The sequence below is a fragment of the Paenibacillus sp. FSL R5-0517 genome (assembly GCF_037974355.1).
Lineage (GTDB): Bacteria > Bacillota > Bacilli > Paenibacillales > Paenibacillaceae > Paenibacillus.
On record NZ_CP150235.1, the window covers coordinates 3,326,314 to 3,347,008 of the forward strand.

General features: G+C 44.4%; 17 protein-coding genes. 13 read left to right on the plus strand and 4 right to left on the minus strand.

Going from position 1 to position 20,695, the window contains the following annotated elements:
* The first annotated feature begins 148 nt into the window (after nt 1-148).
* The 8 genes from MKX40_RS14845 (at nt 149) to MKX40_RS14880 (ending at nt 11,366) form a co-directional block, all read left to right on the plus strand.
* Complete coding sequence (locus MKX40_RS14845; protein ID WP_339242718.1) at nt 149-1,735, plus strand: response regulator; 1,587 nt, start codon at nt 149-151, stop codon at nt 1,733-1,735.
* Nucleotides 1,717-3,456 carry a sensor histidine kinase gene (locus MKX40_RS14850; protein ID WP_339242719.1) on the plus strand — a complete coding sequence of 580 codons (1,740 nt, stop codon included), beginning with the start codon at nt 1,717-1,719 and terminating at the stop codon, nt 3,454-3,456. The genes MKX40_RS14845 and MKX40_RS14850 overlap by 19 nt, the downstream gene beginning before the upstream one ends.
* Before the next feature lie 121 nt (nt 3,457-3,577).
* On the plus strand, nt 3,578-5,239 hold the full coding sequence (locus tag MKX40_RS14855; protein ID WP_339242721.1) for an ABC transporter substrate-binding protein: 1,662 nt from the start codon (nt 3,578-3,580) through the stop codon (nt 5,237-5,239).
* A 41-nt stretch (nt 5,240-5,280) separates the two neighbouring features.
* Nucleotides 5,281-6,954, plus strand: a complete 1,674-nt coding sequence (locus tag MKX40_RS14860) for an ABC transporter substrate-binding protein (RefSeq protein WP_339242723.1) — start codon at nt 5,281-5,283, stop codon at nt 6,952-6,954.
* 176 nt (nt 6,955-7,130) lie between these two features.
* A complete protein-coding gene (locus tag MKX40_RS14865) occupies nt 7,131-8,072 on the plus strand; it encodes an ABC transporter permease subunit (RefSeq protein ID WP_339243073.1) in 942 nt (313 codons plus the stop codon).
* 15 nt (nt 8,073-8,087) lie between these two features.
* On the plus strand, nt 8,088-9,008 hold the full coding sequence (locus MKX40_RS14870; protein ID WP_215077816.1) for a carbohydrate ABC transporter permease: 921 nt from the start codon (nt 8,088-8,090) through the stop codon (nt 9,006-9,008).
* 98 nt (nt 9,009-9,106) lie between these two features.
* Nucleotides 9,107-9,676, plus strand: coding sequence for an S-layer homology domain-containing protein (locus tag MKX40_RS14875; RefSeq protein ID WP_339242725.1), 570 nt, complete (start codon nt 9,107-9,109; stop codon nt 9,674-9,676).
* Nucleotides 9,639-11,366 (plus strand): glycoside hydrolase family 3 protein, encoded by a 1,728-nt coding sequence (locus MKX40_RS14880; protein WP_339242726.1) that lies wholly within the window; start codon nt 9,639-9,641, stop codon nt 11,364-11,366. The genes MKX40_RS14875 and MKX40_RS14880 overlap by 38 nt, the downstream gene beginning before the upstream one ends.
* Nucleotides 11,367-11,475: 109 nt before the next feature.
* On the opposite strand, the gene MKX40_RS14885 is transcribed toward MKX40_RS14880, so the two are convergent.
* Both MKX40_RS14885 and MKX40_RS14890 read right to left on the minus strand, forming a co-directional pair.
* Nucleotides 11,476-12,120, minus strand: coding sequence for a TetR/AcrR family transcriptional regulator (locus MKX40_RS14885; RefSeq protein WP_339242728.1), 645 nt, complete (start codon nt 12,118-12,120; stop codon nt 11,476-11,478).
* Entirely contained in the window at nt 12,113-13,315 is a 1,203-nt protein-coding gene (locus MKX40_RS14890) for an MFS transporter (protein ID WP_339242729.1), read from the minus strand. The genes MKX40_RS14885 and MKX40_RS14890 overlap by 8 nt, the downstream gene beginning before the upstream one ends.
* 142 nt (nt 13,316-13,457) lie before the next feature.
* Here MKX40_RS14890 and MKX40_RS14895 point away from each other — a divergent pair, with 142 nt between their 5' ends.
* The 4 genes from MKX40_RS14895 to MKX40_RS14910 all read left to right on the plus strand — a co-directional run bounded on the left by MKX40_RS14895 (nt 13,458) and on the right by MKX40_RS14910 (nt 17,362).
* Entirely contained in the window at nt 13,458-13,877 is a 420-nt protein-coding gene (locus MKX40_RS14895) for a DUF3237 domain-containing protein (RefSeq protein ID WP_339242730.1), read from the plus strand.
* 252 nt (nt 13,878-14,129) lie between these two features.
* Nucleotides 14,130-15,710: a histidine-type phosphatase gene (locus tag MKX40_RS14900; RefSeq protein WP_339242731.1), complete on the plus strand. Its 1,581-nt coding sequence runs from the start codon at nt 14,130-14,132 to the stop codon at nt 15,708-15,710.
* Nucleotides 15,711-15,899: 189 nt separating this feature from the next.
* Nucleotides 15,900-16,391 (plus strand): sigma-70 family RNA polymerase sigma factor, encoded by a 492-nt coding sequence (locus tag MKX40_RS14905; protein ID WP_253435717.1) that lies wholly within the window; start codon nt 15,900-15,902, stop codon nt 16,389-16,391.
* Nucleotides 16,391-17,362, plus strand: a complete 972-nt coding sequence (locus MKX40_RS14910; RefSeq protein ID WP_339242733.1) for a hypothetical protein — start codon at nt 16,391-16,393, stop codon at nt 17,360-17,362. Before MKX40_RS14905 ends, MKX40_RS14910 begins: the two co-directional genes overlap by 1 nt.
* A gap of 87 nt (nt 17,363-17,449) precedes the next feature.
* On the opposite strand, the gene MKX40_RS14915 is transcribed toward MKX40_RS14910, so the two are convergent.
* Nucleotides 17,450-18,016 carry a GNAT family N-acetyltransferase gene (locus tag MKX40_RS14915; protein WP_339242735.1) on the minus strand — a complete coding sequence of 189 codons (567 nt, stop codon included), beginning with the start codon at nt 18,014-18,016 and terminating at the stop codon, nt 17,450-17,452.
* A 30-nt stretch (nt 18,017-18,046) separates the two neighbouring features.
* Nucleotides 18,047-18,922, minus strand: a complete 876-nt coding sequence (locus MKX40_RS14920; protein WP_339243075.1) for a LysR family transcriptional regulator — start codon at nt 18,920-18,922, stop codon at nt 18,047-18,049.
* Nucleotides 18,923-19,031: 109 nt separating this feature from the next.
* Here MKX40_RS14920 and MKX40_RS14925 point away from each other — a divergent pair, with 109 nt between their 5' ends.
* Complete coding sequence (locus MKX40_RS14925; protein ID WP_339242737.1) at nt 19,032-20,435, plus strand: MFS transporter; 1,404 nt, start codon at nt 19,032-19,034, stop codon at nt 20,433-20,435.
* Nucleotides 20,436-20,695 lie beyond the last annotated feature (260 nt).

Genomic DNA, 20,695 nt, shown 5'->3' on the forward strand with positions numbered 1-20,695 from the left:
ATAACGATCTATGCAATGAAATTACAGATTGCAACCTATAAAATGTAAGCATATTACATATTTGAGTATAATTAATGAAACCGCTTCCAGATGGGAGGAGAGTAGTTTCTGGCGGGGGTATTTTCGTTGGAAGAAAGGGGACAAAAGGATGTTATCAGTACTACTGGTAGATGACGAGATGTATGTACGAAAAGGGCTGTATGAACTCATAAGCTGGATTGAGCTTGATATGGAGATTATCGGAGAGGCAGAGAACGGTCTAGAGGCACTGGATCTGATTGAACGCCTGCAACCAGACGTGATTATAACCGATATTCGTATGCCGATCCTGGATGGACTGGAACTTATTCGTGCCGTAGAGAAAATGTCTCATCTGGAACCTGTGTTCATTATCATCAGTGGTTATCATGACTTCAAATATGCACAGCAGGCAATCCGGTACGGTGTTCATGACTATATTCTGAAGCCTATTGATGATGAAGAACTGACGGCGACGTTGCAGAAGTCGGCTAATCTCATTTGCAACAAAAGAAAACATATACTCATGGCCGAGGGGCAGGCCAGTAACATCATGTTGGAGGATCTGATCAAAGGTCATGTACAGAAGCAGGATGAACCTCGATATGCCGAGATGCTCGGAATCAATCATAATTCCAATCTCCTCATGACTTTGATTGAACTTCAGACCGGATTAGATGAAATTAAAATTACCATTGAACAGGTACGTGAAGCAGTACAATCTCTCGAGAGTAACTTATGCCAAATGTTCATCAGTGAGCAACAGCACGGCATGTTTGCATTATTAATGTTGTGGTCTAAACCTGATCAAGGTGGCATGGCGTTACAGGATAAGCTGCATTCTATTCATATAACACTGAGCAAAAAGCTTAATCTGGACATCGGTCTTTACGCAGGAACACTCGTCAAAGAGATTGGAGATATCCCACAATCCCTTATGGCGGCTAAAGAAGCAGCCAAGCATAAATATGCAGAGACTGGTGGTGTCGTGCGCTATACGGAGATCAAAGACAAACCACTGTTTGTTTTTAATGTATACCAGGAGGAGGTAGATCAATTAATCTTGAGCCTGGAAGAGGGGGATAGGGCAGCTTACCACAACATTGTAGAAGAGAAATTCAAATTGTTTCATATGAATCGATTTTCTCCTCAGGCTGTAGCTGGTTCTCTGTTGCATTATATAACGGGTATTCTCGCTGTAGTCCACGAAATGGATGGTACTGATGAAGGGCTGCAGCAGCTAAAGGAGCTGGCACAGCAAAGTCATGAAGGGTGGAATTTAAGACTACTGAAGAATGCTTTTCTCATGGCGCTGGAGGAAGCCGAGCATTATGTGTCTCATTTGCGAATGGAGCGATCCAAAGGGGATATCAGCAGGATCAAACGATATATTGATGCTAATTATACCGAGAACATCAATCTCAAAAGCATTGCTGCGCTCTTCTACATGAATCCCGTTTATCTTGGGCGGTTATTCCGCAAAAGCTACAATCAGTACTTCAATGACTATCTGCTGAACCTGCGGATTCATGAGGCGAAGAAGTTACTGCGGCAGACGGATCTGAGAATGTACGAGGTCGCTGCACGCGTGGGATTTCAGAATGCAGATTATTTTGTAACCCAGTTTGAGAAGCTCGTTAAGTTATCGCCTACAGAGTATCGCAATCTCCTTATGGGAAATGAACAGCGAGGTGCACAATGCCAAGATGGAACCTGAATTACATGAAGCTTCGAGATAAGCTACTTCTGATGTATGTCCTGTCCGTGTTTATTCCCATTGTTGTTACCAATGTGGTGTTCTACAATGTTACATCCGCCAATATTCGTAGTCAGAAAACTCGTGATGCCGGCATGGCCTTGAACAATCTGAAGAACGACCTGCGTGTAACCATTGATCAGGGCGTCGGTCTCTCTTATTCGTTATATACGGATCCTGTGTTCAATGACACGATCTCGCGTTCGTTTCGAAGTCATTTTGAGTACATTGACGCTTATAATTCGTACCTGAAAGGGCAATTCTCCGGTCAATTGAATCAGGGGATTCGCTGGTATCAAGTGTATACCGATAATCCTACCATTCTATCTTCCGGTTATATTGATCGTTTAACTGATGTGGTCCGAAGCTCAGACTGGTACGTTCAATTTCAGACATACTCCGCTCCTTATCCGGCTCTGATCTCATCTGATCAAATGTTAAGTCTGGTACAAAGGCTCGACAATCTGGACACTGGGGGGAGAGAGCAGTTACTTAAAATTGACCTCAACATGGAGACGATCAAGCAGTATTTTCACAACAGCGGATTCGACGGAAAAGTGTATTTAGTTGATCCAGGAGGACACATCCAATTTTCAAATGATTATACAGCAGAAGCATCTCTGATAGGGAAACGTTACAGTGAGATCCAGTTTCCGAACAAAATGATTCCCTTTGAACTTACGTATACAGGCATTAACTATCTGGAAGGGTGGTCCCTGCATGGCGTTATGGATGAAGAAATTGTGCTGAAGGAGGTACGGAAGTCCCGTTCCTTCGTGGTTTGGCTTGCTTGCATTAATTTTGTCTTGCCTTCCATCATCATCGCGGCCATGTCCAGATCCATCCATGTCAGACTGGTGCGGATTCTAAAACATATGAAAAAAGTGAAAACACAGAATTTTCAGACGATTCCTCCTGAAGATGCAAGAGATGAGATCGGTCAACTTACGATGGAATTCAATCGAATGACCGAGACGATCCATAACTTGATTCATGAGGTATATCTAGCTGACATTCAGAAGAAAGACCTAGAGTTAAAACAGCAGCAAGCTCAGCTTCATGCACTCCATAGCCAGATCAACCCTCATTTTTTGTTTAATACCCTGGAGTCGGTACGGATGCGGAGCCTCATCAAGGGCGAGAAAGAGACCGCCAAAATTGTGCATAACATGGCCAAGATGTTTCGCAAGTCGATCAGTTGGAATCAGAATGATGTGACAGTGAAGGAAGAACTCGAACTCATCGAGAGTTTTTTGCAAATTCAGAAATATCGCTTTGGCGACAAACTCCAATACAGCATTGAAGCTGATCCTGCGGTACTGGTGTACCGAATCCCCAAGATGGTAATTCTCCCCTTTGTGGAAAATGCAAGTATTCATGGTATTGAATCATCTCCGGGTGTAGGCATCATTCAACTCTTCGTTTCAACTGAAATTGACCACCTACTTATCCGACTAACGGATAACGGAATAGGGATGTCACAAGCTAGATTGGAAGAATTGCTGAGCTATCTGAATCAGAACACGGATATGGGAGAGCATGTTGGCATGAAAAATGCGTATAGTCGCTTAAAACTTTGTTATAAAAATCACTTTACATTCGACATCCAGACAGGGGAAGGAGAAGGGACACGTATCCAAATTAAGCTTCCACTTGATCCATCAGCCATGCCAGGCGACTAAATATGAGGGATATACTTTTCAAAGTAGGAGGTACACTTTCATGGGTAACTTTGAAAGCGCTATCTTGATATATTGAGAAGGCTTAAAGACACAAACAATACTTGAAGGGGGCATTTGCTACATGTTTAGAAAAAGAAACATTATAACAGGTCTGGCCATTTTACTGGCTGTAACGCTGGGAGGTTGCAATAAAGCCAGTCCGGAAGCCTCTTATCCTGACAGTAATGACAACACCCCGGTCACCTTTAAATATTTCACGTTTGGCGGTGGCAAGAAGGATATTCTGGCAAGCAGCACGACCATTGGCAAGAAGTTACAGGAACAAACAGGTGTTGACTGGAAGATGGAATATCTGGTCGGCGACGGTGCAACCAAGGCAGGTGTCATGATTGCGAGTGGGGATTACCCCGACATCATCGACTCCAGTGGTGAAATGGCCAAGTTGATGGATGCAGGATCTTTTATCCCACTGGATGAACTGATCGATCAATACGGGCCTAACATCAAGCGAGTATACGGGCCTTATATGGACAAATTCAGACAGGAGGATGGAAAGATCTATTTCTTGCCATACACAGCCAACATTGGTTATGTGTCAGAGCCTAATTTTCAAACCGGCTTTTATATTCAGCGTGCTGTGCTCAAAGAGTTTAACTATCCCAAGATCAAAACGCTGGACGAATATTTTGATCTGATTGAGCAATACAAGCAAAAGTATCCGCAGATCGATGGAAAAGAAACCATCGGCTTTGCCACACTTGCGGGTGAGTCTGGCAGCTTCTTCACCCTGCTAAATCCGGCCATGCATCTGGCAGGGTATCCAAACGATGGCAGTGTGATGGTGGATATGCAGAGCCATGAAGCCAAACTGGTAGCCGGATCTGATTATCAGAAACAATGGATTCAGAAGCTAAGCGAAGTTAACGCACAGGGGATGTTTGATCCCGAATCCTTCACAATGAATCAGGATCAGTATCTCGCCAAGTTGACGTCCGGTCGGGTTCTGGGATATTTCAGTTACTCCTGGCAGGTTGGAGACGCAACGAACAACCTCAAGAAGGCTGGTATTGACGAAAAACGTTACGTATCTCTACCGATCGTATTTGATGACAGTGTCAAGGACCAGTATGTGGACCCGCCAGGTTTTGTGAACAACTATGGTGTCGGAATTACCGTCAATGCCAAAGATCCAGTACGAATTATTAAATATTTTGATAATTTGCTCAAGGAAGAAAACCAGATTCTGGTGCAATGGGGCATTGAGGACGAGACGTATAGTGTGAATGACGAAGGTCGCTTTTATTTCAAAAATGATGACCAACGCAAGGCACATGAAGATCCCGAATTAAGTCGTAAGTTCGGCTTTGACTATTTTAATTACAGCTGGCCTCGTTACGGCAATAACTCCGTACTGGAGGATGGCAACGCCTATGGACCAGGCAATCAACCAGAAGTGGCTACCTTTAGTTACACGGACGGTGACAAGCTGTTGTTAGAGAAGTATGGTGTGGAGACATTCACAGAACTATTCAGCACGCCGGATGAGCGTCCTTGGTCTCCTGCATGGTCCATTGCACTGGAGCAGGGTTCTCCTGAACAGATTTTCATCACCAAGGCAGAAGATCTCCAGATGAAATATTTACCCAAAATGATTATGGACTCGCCTTCTACGTTCGAGAACACATGGAATGAGTATATGAGTCAATTGAATCAACTGGACAAGAAAACATACGAAGCTACGATAACACAGGCAGTGAAGGATCGTGTAGCTGGCAAATGGTGAGTGCAATCCATAGAGACCATAAGGAACGGGGGAATATTCACATGTTAAAAGCGAAAGTTAGAATAGCAAGTTTAGCTGTATTAGTGACTGTTTTGCTGGCTGGGTGCAGTCAGAACAATTCATCATCACCTTCAGCCACAGGTGATGATGAGAACAGTCCAGTAACGTTCTCATATTATATGTTCTCTCCAGGCAAGAAGGATACTCTGGCAAGCGAAACAACAATCGGTAAAGTGTTGCAAGAACAAACAGGTGTGGACTGGAAGTTGGAATATCTGGTAGGTGATAGTGCGACAAAAGCCGGTGTCATGATCGCCAGTGGAGACTATCCTGATGTCATTAGCTCCAGTGGTGAGATGTCCAAGTTATTGGATGCCGGGGCCTATATTCCGCTGGATGATCTGATTGAGGAATACGGCCCTAATATCAAACGGGTATATGGACCATACTTCGATAAAATGAAAAATGCAGAAGACGGAAAAATCTATGCGCTGCCTTATACGGCTAATCAGGGTGAGTATTCAGGTAGTCCAAATGTTGGTGGGGGAGCCTTCTGGATTCAGCGCTCTGTGCTCAAAGAGTTTAATTATCCCAAGATCACTACACTGGATGAATATTTTGATCTGATTCAGGATTACAAGGAAAAACATCCAACAGTTGATGGTGCAGAGACGATCGGATTTGTGTCACTTGCAGGTGTGGCCAATAACTTCTTCACCTTGCAGAATCCAGCGATGCATCTCGCCGGTTATCCGAACGATGGCAGTGTCATGGTGGACATGACTACCCATGAGGCGAAAGTCGTCGCCGGAACAGATGCTCAGAAAAAATGGATTCAGAAGTTAAATGAGATTAATGCTCAAGGGATGCTGGATCCGGAATCCTTTACGATGAACAAAGACCAGTATTTGGCCAAACTGACTTCGGGTCGTGTGTTAGGATACTTCAATTATGGCTGGCAGATTGGGGATGCGTCGAAAAACCTACTCTCGGCAGGCATTGATGAGAAGCGCTATGCACCACTTCCGATCGTGTTTGATGAAGGAATTAAGGATCAATATGTTGATCCTCCCGGCTTCGTCAACAACTATGCAACCGGTATCTCGGTGAACGCCAAAGACCCTGTTCGTATCATCAAATACTTTGATAATTTGCTGAAGGAAGAGAATCAGGTTCTGGTGCAATGGGGCATCAAGGACGAGACGTACAGTGTGGATGAAAAGGGCCGCTTTTATTATGCAAATGAAGATCAACGCAAGGCTCATGATGATCTGGAGCTCAGCCGTAAATTCGGGTTCACCTACTTTGGTACAGATTGGCCGAAATATGGCGGTGAATCTACACTATCCGATGGTAACGCTTATAGCCCTGGCAACCAGCCGGAAGTGGCCGCTGCATCTTACACCGAGGGAGACAAGAAATTCCTTGAAGCCTACGGTATCCAAACTTTTAGTGAATTGTTCAACAAACCGGAAGAGCGGCCTTGGTTCCCGGCTTGGTCCATCGCATTGGAGCAAGGATCACCTGAACAGATCTTCACGACCAAATCGGATGATTTGCAACGTAAATACTTGCCGGAAATGATCTTGGGAGCACCCTCGAATTTTGATAAGCTGTGGGATGCCTACATGGCTGAATTGAACAAATTGGACAAAGCTGGTTATGAAGCGACCATTACCAAAGTTGTGAAGGATCGAGTCGCAGGAAAATGGTGATACGAACACTTTAAGTACGTGTTCAAGAATTCTTTTTTTGAACAAACTCGTTAAAACAAACTGTACATGCGCAGGAGAAGACGAAAGAACATAAACTCCGGTTTCTCCTCGCATGATGAACAGCATAGGAAAGGAGCAGGTTCACCGTGGAGAAACCTAATGTCTCCCTTAACTCGATGCCGCCAGCCTCGAATCCGAAGGGAACCAGAGCACATTCATTCTTCAAACGTCTTGTGCAACAACGAACACTTGCCTGGATGTGTATACCTTTTGTCATCTGGGCTTTTATCTTCAAGTACCTGCCGTTATGGGGATGGACCATGGCTTTTCAGAATTTCAAACCGGCGAGATCCTTCTCGGATCAGCAGTGGGTAGGCTGGCAGCATTTTAGTACGTTATTTGAAGACAATACCTTCTACCGGGTGCTGCGCAACACACTTGTCATGAGTTCCATTAAACTGGTATTGGGATTTGTGACAGCAATTACACTGGCCCTCTTGTTGAATGAACTGAAAAATGTCATATTTAAACGCTTTGTGCAAACCGTCAGTTATCTGCCTCACTTTATCTCGTGGGTTGTCGCCTCCAGCATTGTATTAACCGTACTGTCACCAGACGGAATTATCAACCTGCTCCTGATGAAGCTTCACCTGATTGATAGTCCGGTACTATGGATGGGAAAAGGTGAATACTTCTGGGGGATTCTTGGGGCAACCGAGGTGTGGAAGGATGTCGGCTGGAACACTATTATCTATCTGGCAGCGATTACGGCAATTGATCCAGCGCAATATGAGGCAGCCGAGATTGATGGAGCCAGTCGCTTCAAACGGATGTTATATATCACGCTGCCTGGTTTGAAACCGGTTATTGTGATCTTGTTGATCATGAACATGGGAAGTATTCTGGAATCCGGATTCGAGCCGCAATATCTGCTGGGTAACGGGATGAACATGGATTATTCGGAGAATCTGGACATCTTTGTACTGAAATATGGATTAGGGATGGGGAACTTTTCCTTGGGTACAGCAGCCGGCATATTCAAAACTGTGGTCAGTTTTGTCTTCCTTTTCTCTGCGAACTATATAGCGAAAAAAATGGGAGAGAGCAGACTATTCTAAAAGGAGGCCTATGCCATGCGAAAAGGAAACACATCCCGCTTGCGGAATAGCAGTACCGGGGATCGAGCGTTTGACACCATTAACATGATCTTCATGGTATGTCTGATGATTGTGACGATCTATCCCTTTGTTAATATGATTGCGGTATCCTTCAATAATGCGAACGATGCCATTCGGGGGGGAATATATCTATGGCCCCGTGTATGGACACTGGACAATTACAAATACATTTTTGGCGAATCCGATATCTATCACGCAACGCTGATCTCGGCCCTGCGTACGGTCATTGGAACCGTGGTCTCCGTCTTCTGTACAGCCATGCTTGCTTATACGGTTAGTCGTCAGGAATTTGTGCTTCGTAAGTTTGTTACAATGTTTTTTGTGTTCACCATGTACTTCAGCGGGGGCTTGATCCCCGGTTATCTGCTGATTCGAGACCTTGGATTGATCGGTTCTTTCTGGGTGTATATCATTCCGGGTGTAATCGGTGTATTCAATATGATCGTCATCCGTTCTTTTATTGAAGGTCTTCCGGAAGGCATTCTGGAGTCAGCACGTATAGATGGGGCAGGGGAGTTCACGACATTTATCCGTGTTGTCCTGCCACTAACGATTCCAGCAATGGCAACCGTATCACTCTTTGTAGCCGTTGGGCAATGGAATTCCTGGTTCGATGTATTCCTCTACAACTCTTCCAATAAAGAATTAAGCACGTTGCAATACGAATTAATGAAGATTCTGCAAACTTCAACGACCTCAGCGACTTCATCAGCAAGTGATGCTTATCAGTCTGCCGAGAGCAATGCAACGGCGGTTACGCCAACATCAATTCGAGCGACGATGACCATTATTGCGAGTGTTCCTATTCTGATGGTGTATCCGTTCTTGCAGAAATACTTTGTACAGGGCATGACGATTGGTGGCGTGAAGGGATAGTCATGATCTGCATATCATTTCATTGAATTATGTCAACGCAACAAACGTTACCGTATTAGCGTCTATTCATCCATAGAATAACAACAGGAGTGAAACAAATGCATGTAAAATGGATGACGATGATTGGTGCCGTCCTCGGAACTGTGCTTATAGGGGTGGGGACGGCAGCTGCGGAAGAAAATTTTGTTGATCTTAAGTATTCAAAGTGGGCAGAGGATGGCATCACGTATATGGCGAAACGGGGAACAGTAGCCGGATATGGTAATGGGATCTTCAAGCCTGAGGCACTTGTGACACGGGCACAAGCCGTCACTTTTATGGTACGGGAGCTTTATCCAGATCAGCTTCAGAGAGCAGTGGATGGCACAACCTATTCGGATGTTCCAACGACACACCCTTTCCATCGAGAAATCATGATAGCTGCTAAAAATGGACTTGCGAGTGGTTTCCCTAACGGAACCTTCCGTCCGGATGCACCGCTTAGCCGCGCAGAGACTGCGGCCTTCCTTACAAGGGCATATTCACTCTCGGAAGGTAAGAAGCCCGCAAAATGGACCGATACGGACAAGCATTGGGCGGCAGCGCCTATTCTTATTATGAGTTCCAACGGCTTGGTCGGTGGTTATTCGGATGCCACTTTCCGTCCAAATCAAGCACTCACGCGCTGAATATGCCGTATTCATGGCGAGAGTCATTCGCTTCGAACGCGAAGCAGCCATTCGGGCGCAAGATTGGGATAAGCTGATATCTTATATGACGGTAAGTGAGCAAGTGGGTCAGATGCTTATGCCCGATGTTAGGCAATGGAATGGTAAAGCGACGACGACCGTTAATGAGGGGCTGAAACGCAGTATCCATGACCAAGACTTGGGTGGACTTATTCTTTTTGACAAAAATATTGTTGACGTGAGGCAGCTTACAACGTTCACACATGATATGCAAAGAGAAGCAGGTGACATTCCGCTATTTCTTAGTATCGACCAAGAAGGTGGTGTGATTAAGCGAATACCAGGCGGTACGAATCTGCCAGGTCAGATGGCGCTGGGCGCAACTGGAGATGCAGCGCTTGCCGAAGCGGCTGGTCAGCTGACTGGGGAGGAACTGAAGGCACTGGGAATTCAGATTAACTTTGCGCCAGTGCTGGATATCAACAGTAATCCAGATAACCCCATCATTGGTATACGCTCGTTTGGCTCGGAGCCAGATTTGGTAACGCGACTAGGTCTCGCAACGATAAAGGGCTTGCAGCAATCCGGGGTGATGGCGGCAGTGAAGCATTTTCCGGGTCACGGAGATACGCAGGTAGACTCCCATCTCGGAATGCCGGTACTAACTCATCATCGCGAGCGGTTGGATGCGGTTGAATTAAAACCATTTCGAGCGGCGATTGAAAACGGGGTAGAGATGATTATGACCGCGCATATTGCTTTTCCTGCCATCGATAACGAACATGTCACTTCGCTCAAAGACGGTGAACGTGTGCCGATTCCAGCTACCTTATCGAAAAAAGTACTGACAGGACTTCTTCGCGAAGAACTGGGATATAAAGGTCTCATCATTTCCGATGCATTCACCATGAATGCCATTGCGGAGCATTTTGGGGAGAATACATCAGTAGAACGCGCCGTTTCCGCAGGTGTTGATATCATCCTTATGCCAAAAGATTCAGCAGCAGCCCATCAAACGCTGGTGAATGCGGTGAACAATGGAACGATCAAGGATGAAACCATACACGCATCTGTGAAACGAATCCTGGAGATGAAAGCGAAATATGGTTTGTTTGAACGTAACCAGACTCTTGCGCAAAAGCTAACTCAGATTAACGGTATTATTGGATCGAAGGAGCATCGAGCGGTGGAGCAGAAAATCGCAGAACGAGCGGTCACCGTACTCAGCAGTCGCGAAGTTATGCTTCCAGATCAAATTCAGCAAGGCGATCGGGTTGTGATTGTCGCAGCCGAGCAGGATCAGGCGAATCAGCTTGAAAAACAACTGTTGCAAGCTGCTAATAACCTGTCGTTAAAGACTGAAATTGCACTTGTTGGACAAGGCAAAATGAATGAAACGCTCCAGGCGATTGGCAAAGCGAATTATGTCATTCTTGCTTCTTACCAATTCCGGAATGTAGCCAGCCAGTTCGGATGGAGCGATTATCAAACCTTGATTAATGCAGTGAACAAGAGTAATCTGCGATATACGCTGTTGTCATTGGGTAACCCTTACGAGATGATCTATCTTCAGAACGTGCGCTCAGGGCTTGCAGTGTATGGAAAGCAGGAGCCAAATACGTCTGCCGGGATTAAAGTTTTACTTGGTCAATTGAAACCTGGAGGACAGTTGCCCGTTCAAACGGATTAAAGGTCAATCAATTTTGAGAAAATGAAGAAAAAAGACGGATCCCAGCATACGGAATCCGTCTTTTTATTTTAAACTAAACGTTGATTTCACCGATTCATCTACCACGCCATCACTCGGATATTTCTTCGCTGCAAACAAATTGGAGCAGCATCTTCACAAATTGCTCCGTCATCCGCATATCCAATGCATGATCATGAGCAGCACGAATCGTTACCATACGTTGGAGCATGGCCATCATCGTGGTGAAGATAAACTGAGCCAGATCGAGCGGAGGGGACGGATTCTTAATACTGCCGTCAACAACACCTTGGGATAATGCGCCCATCAGGAAATGATTTTCTTTCCCATTTTGGTTGAATCGATCGTATGTTTCTCTTAATTCAGGACTAAAATCATACATCTCATAGTTGATATCAAATAATTGAATAAACCGGATGTAGTCTGGATGATCCTGTGCATAAACAACCCATGCATTCAACATCACCGTGAGTTGTTCTCGCCCGTTCATGTCCTTCACCGATGTAAGGCTAACCTCATCCGTTAAATGTTCAATCAGTTGCATCTGAATGGCCAGAAGAAGCTCATCCATAGACTGAAAATGTTTATAAAATGTCACTCTGCTAAGTTCAGCTTTCGTACATACATCCTTAATCTTCACTTGCAGCAATCCATATTTCAAAAAAAGCTCCTTACCTGCTGCAATCAAATCATCACGATGTTTATTTCCCAATTGTTGATGCCAGTTTTCATTCACTTGTATACCGTTGTCCTTTCTTCGAACGAAATGCGTTCAAGGTAAGTCCGAGAGAAGCGAGCAGCATAATTGCACCAAAAATATACGGGAAGTTTATGTTTTTGTCAAACAATAGTCCTGCGATCAGCGGACCAATCACCGTCCCGAGACTGGAGAATGTCGTATTCAGACCCGATGCATAGCCTTGCCGATCTCCTGCATTTTTGGATATTAACGTGCTGAGTGAAGGCCGCAAAAACGAGTTAAAGGCAAAGAATAACGCAGAAGCGAATAACAGAAAGGTCAGGTTTACTTTAATTAACATTAATAATAAAGCGATGGGCGTAATAATTAGGGAAAGACGGATTAGCTTAATTTCACCGATTCTCTGTACGAACCAATCCAAAAGCCAGATTTGCACAACGATACCGATAATTGCGCCCAAGGTAATAATGATGGAGATCGTTGCAGCGTTGAATCCGTATTTTTGTTCTGCAAAAAGCGCGAATACGGTCTCATAACTCATGAGGCCAAAGGTCATGACGAGCAGCACAATCAAGTATTTAAAATACGGTACTTTAAATGAACTCCAGATTTTCTTACCCAAGTGATCTCCCTTTTGAAGTCGGATGGAGACGGTTCTTTTTTCCGGGGGAAGTGTCTCAGGCAGTAGCAGCGTCATCAGTGCAGCAACAAGTCCCAGACCAGCAGCGAAGAAATAAGGCATACGAATCCCCATCTCGGCGATGAGACCACCCAGACCAGGCCCGAGCACCATTCCCAAATTCATGGCTGCACCAAAATAACCCATGCCTTTCGCGCGGGTCTCAGGCGTTGTGATATCCGCGACATAAGCGAGATTCGCAGGAACCATTAAACCAAGACTGATTCCCCCGATAATTCGTGCGACATACAAGAGAGGCAGAGCGGTTGAAAGTGCAAAGATCACATCCGAGACAACGGAAAGAAACATGCCGGCCATGATCAACTTTTTACGTCCAAAGCGGTCAGATAATTTTCCTCCCAGTGGTGAAAAGAAGAATTGAGCTGCCCCGAAGGCTGCCACTAGAAATCCGGCGACGGTACCTCCCGCATGAAAGAGCTTCAAGTACTCCGGCAAAATGGGAATAAGCATCCCTTGCCCCAATAAAGCGATAAACAGATTTAACATCAGAATGAATAGTGGAAAGCGAATTGATTTTGGTAATGTACTCATGCTTGTCGTAAGCTCCTTCATTAACATTGTGTTAACCTTTACAATATGTAAACCATTTTAAATGATTCGAATGAGATATGTAAATGTAAATCTTTTTTAGGTGAGTAGAGCTATAATTAAATTCATATGGAGGTGGGAACGCGTGAATTTGGAGGAACTGTTTACGGTACATGTGAACATCGAGAAATCATTTGATTTACAGAATAGCGAAGGTAATTCAGTTGTCATGATTACTTTTACAGGTCGTGTAACCGGAAAGTACTTTGAGGGAATAGTGCTGGATGGAGGCGTGGATACTCAGATTATCGGGAAGAATGGTGACCCGCATACGCTATCGGCAAGATACATGCTTCAAGGGACAGATCACACAGGAGATAGCTGCAAAATTTATATCGAAAACAACGGAAACATCGATAAAACGCTGAACACTGCTTTATTTCGGACTTCTCCCAAAATGATTACGGACAGTAGTGCCTTATCCTTTTTGAACCGTGAGACATTTGTGGGAGAGGGTTATCCAACGGAGTCCGGAGTAGATATAAAAATATATAGGACGTTATGAGAACGAGGGACTCATGATAACGAATTTGTTCATATGTATCGCACCAAGATAGGCTGTAATACAGATGAAGATTAAGATAAGAGTCGCTAAGGAGCGGCTCTTTTTTTCGTTATGCGATTTTATGTCCATCTTTATATGTATTCCTTTACATTTATTTAACAAAGGGTGGATACAGCGCAGACACTTCTCCCCTATAGTATGATGAGCGAAAATAAACCAATAATAGGCGGATTAAGGAGAAGACTAATCAATATGATGATCAAAAAAATCGGGATTTCAGTCGTATCACTCACCATGCTAACATCTGCGAGTATGTTTGACGTATATGGTGCAGGTTCCAAACGCATGATCGAAGTTGCTGAACAATCGGCTAATGTGGTCGTGAACGGACAAAGGGTGGAAGGAGAGTCTTTTCTCTACAATGGAGTTACTTACGTGCCGGCAAGAGCTGTTGGTGAGGCACTGGGACAAGACGTAGACTGGGATAACAACACCCAATCGGTGTTTGTTGGAGCAAAAATTAACGATCAGCAGGGATACCGCGGTACCAAAACGCCATATCCTTTTAAGGAAACGAGTTATACTAAAGCTCCTATTGGATATGAACCCGTATTTATTAATTACATAGGCAGACATGGTTCCAGACATCTATCCAGTTCCAAGTACGACAAGACGCTCTATGAACTGCTCGAAATCGCTGAGAAGGATGGGCAGGCTACCAATCTGGGTAAAGAGCTGAAGAAGGAAATTGGTAAGCTTATGAAAGTTGAAAAAGACCATTATGGCTTGTTATCCACTACGGGTGGAGAAGAACTGAAAGGAATAGGAGCCAGAGTCGGACAGAACTTCAAAGAACTATTCACATCAGATAAAAAAGTAATCGCTCAGGCCACCTTCAAAGATCGAACGCCCCAGAGCAGAGATCAGTTTATTGATGGATTAAAGGAAAGTTTGGGAGATAACAAGATAGACATTGTGGCTTCAGCCTTTGAAGAAGGGAAAGACCCTTATCTGCGGCCCTACGACTTGGCTACGAAGTATAACGAATACGTGGAAGATGGAGACTGGGTTAAGTTATACGAGGATTATGTCACACAGAGCACTGGAACGCGGTATGCAAAAGACGTCCTTTTGCAATTTTTCTCTGAAGACTTTTATCAGCGATTGAATTCTGGAGAGTTCGAGTTGAAGGATGAAAAAGGGAAAGTGAAACTCAGTAACCCAACGGAAGCTGCTTCTAATTTATACGAACTGTACATTATATCTTCGAATATTAAAGGGGAAGGTGATTTCGAATTCGGGCGGTATTTTACGAACAACCAGTTAAAGTGGTATGAGAGCGTTGATAATATCAATGACTTTTATGAAAAAGGTCCATCCTTAACATCCACGGATCTGCCGCAGAATATCATCGCACCCCTGGTCAAAGAATTAATCGTGTCTACCGAACAATCCATTCAGCAGAAGGACACGGCTGGTATATTTCGTTTTGCTCACGCAGAAACCATTATTCCACTATCTTCATTCCTGGATATCGCCGGAGCTAATGTGAGTATCGACCAACCGCAGGACGTGACCGAAAACTGGAATGGCTCAGTCGTCTCACCGATGGGAGCAAACATCCAATGGATTTTGTATTCCAATGGTAAGGATGACCTCGTAAAGATGCTTAGAAATGAAGAAGAAATCGCCTTTCCGATCGAAACAAAGACCTACCCATACTATAAATGGGATGATGTGAAGACATATTACCAAAACAAACTGCAGAAGGTAGGCGTGGAACTGGACAGCAGTTTGGAAGATAATATTGAGCTTTTACAGAAGAAGTTCTAGTCGGGGAGAAGATATACAATTATAACAAGATAAAGATAAAGACGAAAAAGATGAAGAAAGCGACTCTCTCCATGGAGCTGCTTTCTTTTTTTGCATGTTATCTAAATGGAACAATAAAAAATCCAAAACAAAATGTGACCAAATGCCGTCCTTAGGAGTGTTAGAGGTATAAAGGAGGGCATAACAACCATGCAGCGATCAGTGCCCCAGCTGGGCGATCATGTGATGAAAGTCTACGAGACATATGCGGATACGCTGTTCCGAATTGCCATGGTGCACCTTGGCAGACGTGAAGACGCGGAGGAAGCCACTCAGGATACCTTCATCAAACTAATAGAAAAAGCCCCTACATTCAACGATGCAGAGCATCAAAAAGCATGGTTGATTCGGGTCATCACCAATCATTGCAAATCCTTATTAGGCAGAGGCTGGCGCAAACGTGAGGTCAAGCTGGAGGGTGTCGATGCCCTTACAACGGACAACCCGGAAGATCACGCGCTGATCGAACTCGTGCTGTCACTGCCCCTCAAGTATAGATCGGTGGTTCATCTGTATTATTACGAAGATTATGCAATTCGGGAAATCAGCGAGATTCTGGAGATTAGCGAGTCAGCGGTGAAGATGAGATTAAAGCGAGGAAGAGAGCTGTTAAAGCTGGAGCTGGAAGGAGAGGAACTGTAATGAAGGAAGAACAATTCAAACAAAACTACAAGAAAGCGGTGGATCATATGAAAACAAACGAACAAATGAAAAATCGGCTAGAGCAAGCTTTGAACACACAAAATCAGGGGCCAAAACGTCAACGCAAACCACTATACATCGCAGCAAGTGTCGTTATCGCTGCCAGCATTGGCTTGGCTGCGCCGAGTGTGTGGCAGCAATTCAATGGACCAGCCGCACCAACTCCTCAGGTGGCAGAGGTGACTCCGGGAGGGTCGTTTGATCCGATTGTGATTCCAAAGATGGAATTGCCGGATTCACAGGGTAAAGGCGCGATGGCTGATATGCTGCAATTGGTTGTGTTTGGAGGAAACGTCTATACACAGTCCCCAACATTGCTTGAAGGCGCAAATGCACTCAACCTGCGTGGCGAGAAGCTTGGCACAACAACTGGCGGCATCCATGAGCTGAGCGGTCAGGATAAATACACAGAACTTGCTTCCAATATTGGCGAAGCAGACATCTATGCAGTGAATGGTTACGATAAAGACTTCCGCATCATGTCTTACACCGAGATCGATGGTCAGGTGTATGCTCAACTATTCGACAAGAACAACGGGATCACCATTGGTACGGGTGCCGACCTGATCGGTAAGCTACATCTCGAAGGTAACGTTGCCTCGGCACAATGGGAGACGTTTGATAGCTGGAACAATGGAAAGCAGCAGTTTCAGCCGTTAGCAGCGGATGAATCACTGGAAAGCTTCATCTCTGCGTTATCTGCTGCTAAACCAATTGCAACGAGTCCGGAATTGGAAGAGAACCTCTACGGTAAGGAAGATCGCAAGATCATCTACCTCACGCTGAAAGATAAAACTCAAGTCCCACTGGTTTTGTTCGGTGAAGGTTTGGTTCGTTACGGTAATGTTCCTGCATTTCTCGAAGTTGAAAAAGGCGCGTTTCAATCCTTCTGGAACAGCTTGGGCGAGTAAGGAGAACACGGAGATACGATTGAATGAAGAAGAGCGAACAGGGCACGAAAGTGCTTTGTTCGCTCTTTAGATTATCGGAGGAGTTGTTTAATTAAAATTTTTGTAATACACCAAATGATCGGTCCACTCATCATTTTCGTGTATGAAACCTTTACGGACACATTCAAATTCCATACCCACGCTTTCAGCTAACTTCACAGAAGGGGTATTATCCAGATTGATATGGGCTTCTATACGGTGGAATTTCAGATGTTTAAATGCAATATGAAGAGCTGCATTCACAGCTTCTTTGCCGTAACCTTTTCGCCAATACTGATTATGGATCGTATATCCGAAGCTTCCCCATTGAAAATCATCTCTCGCCAAGGTTGCAATATCAACCATACCCAGATGTGTGCCATCTTCCTTGCTAAAGACACCGAATACATAAACCGCATCTGTACGCGCTAACTCCTGGTGTCGATCCACCAGATGATGGAACCAATCCAGTGTACATTCACTCATATCCATTTTCCCTTTATCATGGCGGTGCTGGGAGGGCAAGCGTTTTTCAAATTCATTTAACCAATTCTCATAATCGTTTTTCTGTAATGGTCTGATGACTAATCGTTCTGTCTCTGAAATATGATCAAATTTATCTGCTTTTAATTTCAAAATGACATCTCCTTTGGATTGAATTTTTATTCATGGCATAGCATTGAAATGCTCCATAACCACGCTGCGAAACTCTAAAGCGGCTTTGGAAATATACCTGTTTTTATGTGAAAGTAGAGCGATTTCCCGAACGAGTCTATGTTCCTCTACCTGAAGATATCTAATGCGTTCATGCGGGTTTCTGGCTGTGCTTGGTATAAATGCAAGACCGATCTCCGCTTCAACAAGGGCTGTTAATCGTGCAGGCTCATCACCTTCATACACATACTTCGGTACAAAACCAGCGGATTGACATGTAGAATCTACCATATCACGAACACCATAGCCTTGTTTTACCCCAACAAACGACTCATCCTTAAGCTCGGCTAGTTGAATGCTGCTTCGTTCTGCATATCGATGACCCATAGGAACAGCGACTACGATCGGATCGTCATAAAGTATCTGACATTCGATGTCGTCACCTTGCATTGGAGGGGAGGAGAGACCAAAATCTACCTCGCCCCGATATAGAAGCCTGGACATGTTTTCTAACGAAACCATTTGTACATGAAACTGAATGTCCGGTTGATTTTTGCGAAATTCTCGTAGTATACCTGGCAAAGTACTTGCCGTAGTTACCGCCAATTGCAGTATACCCTGATCTTTGTTGGAGAGGTCAGCGATTTCCCGCTTTCCTTGTTCCAATTCAAATAGGGCTTTTTCAGTTCGCTGAAGAAATGTTCTTCCAAAGTCGTTTAGTCGCAGCTTTCTCCCGATTCGATCAAATAAGGGGACTCCCAGGTCATCCTCTAATCGTTGTATCGTTTTGCTCAGAGAGGATTGCGTAACATGCAGCTTTCCCGCAGCTTCCGTAACATGTTCGCATCGGGCCACCGTCAGGAAATATTTTAGTTGAAGAAGCTCCATTTGCACCATTCCTTCATTCCTTCTAGTTCATCAAATCATAACATACAATGCGTTGGAATAAATGAATACTTTCAAGTAAGATGACAGCAGAAGAAGGAGTGATGCACTGATGAACGTTCGAAATAAAGGATTGATGTTGGCTGTTGGGCTTGGAATTATGTTGAATCCGTTGAATTCCTCCATGATTTCGGTGGCAATCTCCAGACTACAACAAGTGTACCAACTTGATTTTACAGCTGTTTCGTGGATCATTTTATCATTTTACATTGCCAGTGCTGTTGCTCAACCCGTCATGGGCAAGTGTAGCGATTTGTTCGGCCGCAGGAAGATCTTCCTCACGGGTCTTGTTATTGTTTTTGTATCGTCCATGCTTGCTCCGTGGTCTTCGAGCTTTTCGTGGCTCATCGTATTCCGGATCGTTCAATCGATTGGCACAAGCATGATGGTAGCCGTCGGAATGGCGATTGTAAGAATTAATGTGACTGACAAGCAAGCCTCCGCATTGTCTACTTTGGCGATATTCCTCTCCGGAGCAGCTGCCATCGGGCCATTTATTGGTGGAGTATTGATACATTGGTGGGACTGGCACAGCATATTCATCGTTAATATTCCGTTTGTCATAGCAAGCTTTGCGTTCGCCTGGAAAACAATTCCGAAGGACGAGTCATCTCCATCGATCACTATTCACATGTCCGTTCGGCAATGGCTTGCATTAATTGATGCATCAGGCATCCTGATGTTTACGGTAGCTTTGGTGACTCTGCTCATCGGATTACTGTCAGTAAATTCCACAGGAGATATTTCTACATGGCATCTGCTGACAGGAGGGATCGGGTTAATTACACTTGTCATGTTCATCCGGCATGAATTAAAAGCAGCCAAGCCATTCATCCCTCTGCGAACGTTTGCCATATATCCCGAGATGACTTGGGTGAATGTACAATACATGCTGGTGAACATCCTGTTTTACGCACTTTTTTTTGGAGTTCCAACGTATTTGAAGCAGGTACGTCATCTCAACGAAGTTCATACAGGAATGAGCATGCTGGCTTTGGGATTATGTTCAGTCATGATTGCTCCGATCGCAGGGCGCTGGATTGACAGATCGGGATCACGGCCAGCTCTGATCGTATCCGCTTCTTTAATGACATTTGGATCTATATTAATCGTTGTTATGAATGAAACTTCTCCAATCTTCATAATCATTGTTGCCTTAGCTTTATTTGGCATAAGTAACGGCTTAAACGCGGTTGGCATGCAAGCAGCTCTGTTCAAAAGCACACCCAAAGAAATGATAGGTGTTTCATCGGGGATTTTTAATACATCACGCTACCTGGGGACCATCATATCATCGTTATTGATTGGTATCGTTATGGGGGATACATTCAATGTGACAGGATTTCAGATGCTTGGAATTATCCTTACGGTATTAGCTGCATCACTGATCATCATGAGCGTACGCCGCGAGGCAGATGCGGTGAGTCCAGAGCAAATAAGCAAGCAAATAAAATAGTGAATCCACGTGCAATACCACGTTTACACCCAATGAATCAATAGCTCTATTGGGTGTATTTTTTGTTTTTCACCAAGTTGTCAGAAAGAGTTGATCCTTTCTTGAACGTTTAGGGTAGAAGACGTGACGTTGATTGAATTAGGTAAAAATAAAGATATAATAATTTTGATTATTAGGTCTCGCATAGCATTTTCTATGCATTTAATATCAGGAATCAACAGGAGTAATCGCAAAGTACATGTGGCAACATATCGTTGTAG

What these genes read in the sequence shown, in the direction of transcription:
- MKX40_RS14845 (WP_339242718.1), top strand. Translation starts at nt 149, where the DNA reads ATGTTATCAGTACTACTGGTAGATGACGAGATGTATGTACGAAAAGGG.
- MKX40_RS14850 (WP_339242719.1), top strand. Translation starts at nt 1,717, where the DNA reads ATGCCAAGATGGAACCTGAATTACATGAAGCTTCGAGATAAGCTACTT.
- MKX40_RS14855 (WP_339242721.1), top strand. Translation starts at nt 3,578, where the DNA reads ATGTTTAGAAAAAGAAACATTATAACAGGTCTGGCCATTTTACTGGCT.
- MKX40_RS14860 (WP_339242723.1), top strand. Translation starts at nt 5,281, where the DNA reads ATGTTAAAAGCGAAAGTTAGAATAGCAAGTTTAGCTGTATTAGTGACT.
- MKX40_RS14865 (WP_339243073.1), top strand. Translation starts at nt 7,131, where the DNA reads ATGCCGCCAGCCTCGAATCCGAAGGGAACCAGAGCACATTCATTCTTC.
- MKX40_RS14870 (WP_215077816.1), top strand. Translation starts at nt 8,088, where the DNA reads ATGCGAAAAGGAAACACATCCCGCTTGCGGAATAGCAGTACCGGGGAT.
- MKX40_RS14875 (WP_339242725.1), top strand. Translation starts at nt 9,107, where the DNA reads ATGCATGTAAAATGGATGACGATGATTGGTGCCGTCCTCGGAACTGTG.
- MKX40_RS14880 (WP_339242726.1), top strand. Translation starts at nt 9,639, where the DNA reads ATGCCACTTTCCGTCCAAATCAAGCACTCACGCGCTGAATATGCCGTA.
- MKX40_RS14890 (WP_339242729.1), bottom strand. Translation starts at nt 13,315, where the DNA reads ATGAGTACATTACCAAAATCAATTCGCTTTCCACTATTCATTCTGATG.
- MKX40_RS14900 (WP_339242731.1), top strand. Translation starts at nt 14,130, where the DNA reads ATGATGATCAAAAAAATCGGGATTTCAGTCGTATCACTCACCATGCTA.
- MKX40_RS14905 (WP_253435717.1), top strand. Translation starts at nt 15,900, where the DNA reads ATGCAGCGATCAGTGCCCCAGCTGGGCGATCATGTGATGAAAGTCTAC.
- MKX40_RS14910 (WP_339242733.1), top strand. Translation starts at nt 16,391, where the DNA reads ATGAAGGAAGAACAATTCAAACAAAACTACAAGAAAGCGGTGGATCAT.
- MKX40_RS14920 (WP_339243075.1), bottom strand. Translation starts at nt 18,922, where the DNA reads ATGGAGCTTCTTCAACTAAAATATTTCCTGACGGTGGCCCGATGCGAA.
- MKX40_RS14925 (WP_339242737.1), top strand. Translation starts at nt 19,032, where the DNA reads ATGAACGTTCGAAATAAAGGATTGATGTTGGCTGTTGGGCTTGGAATT.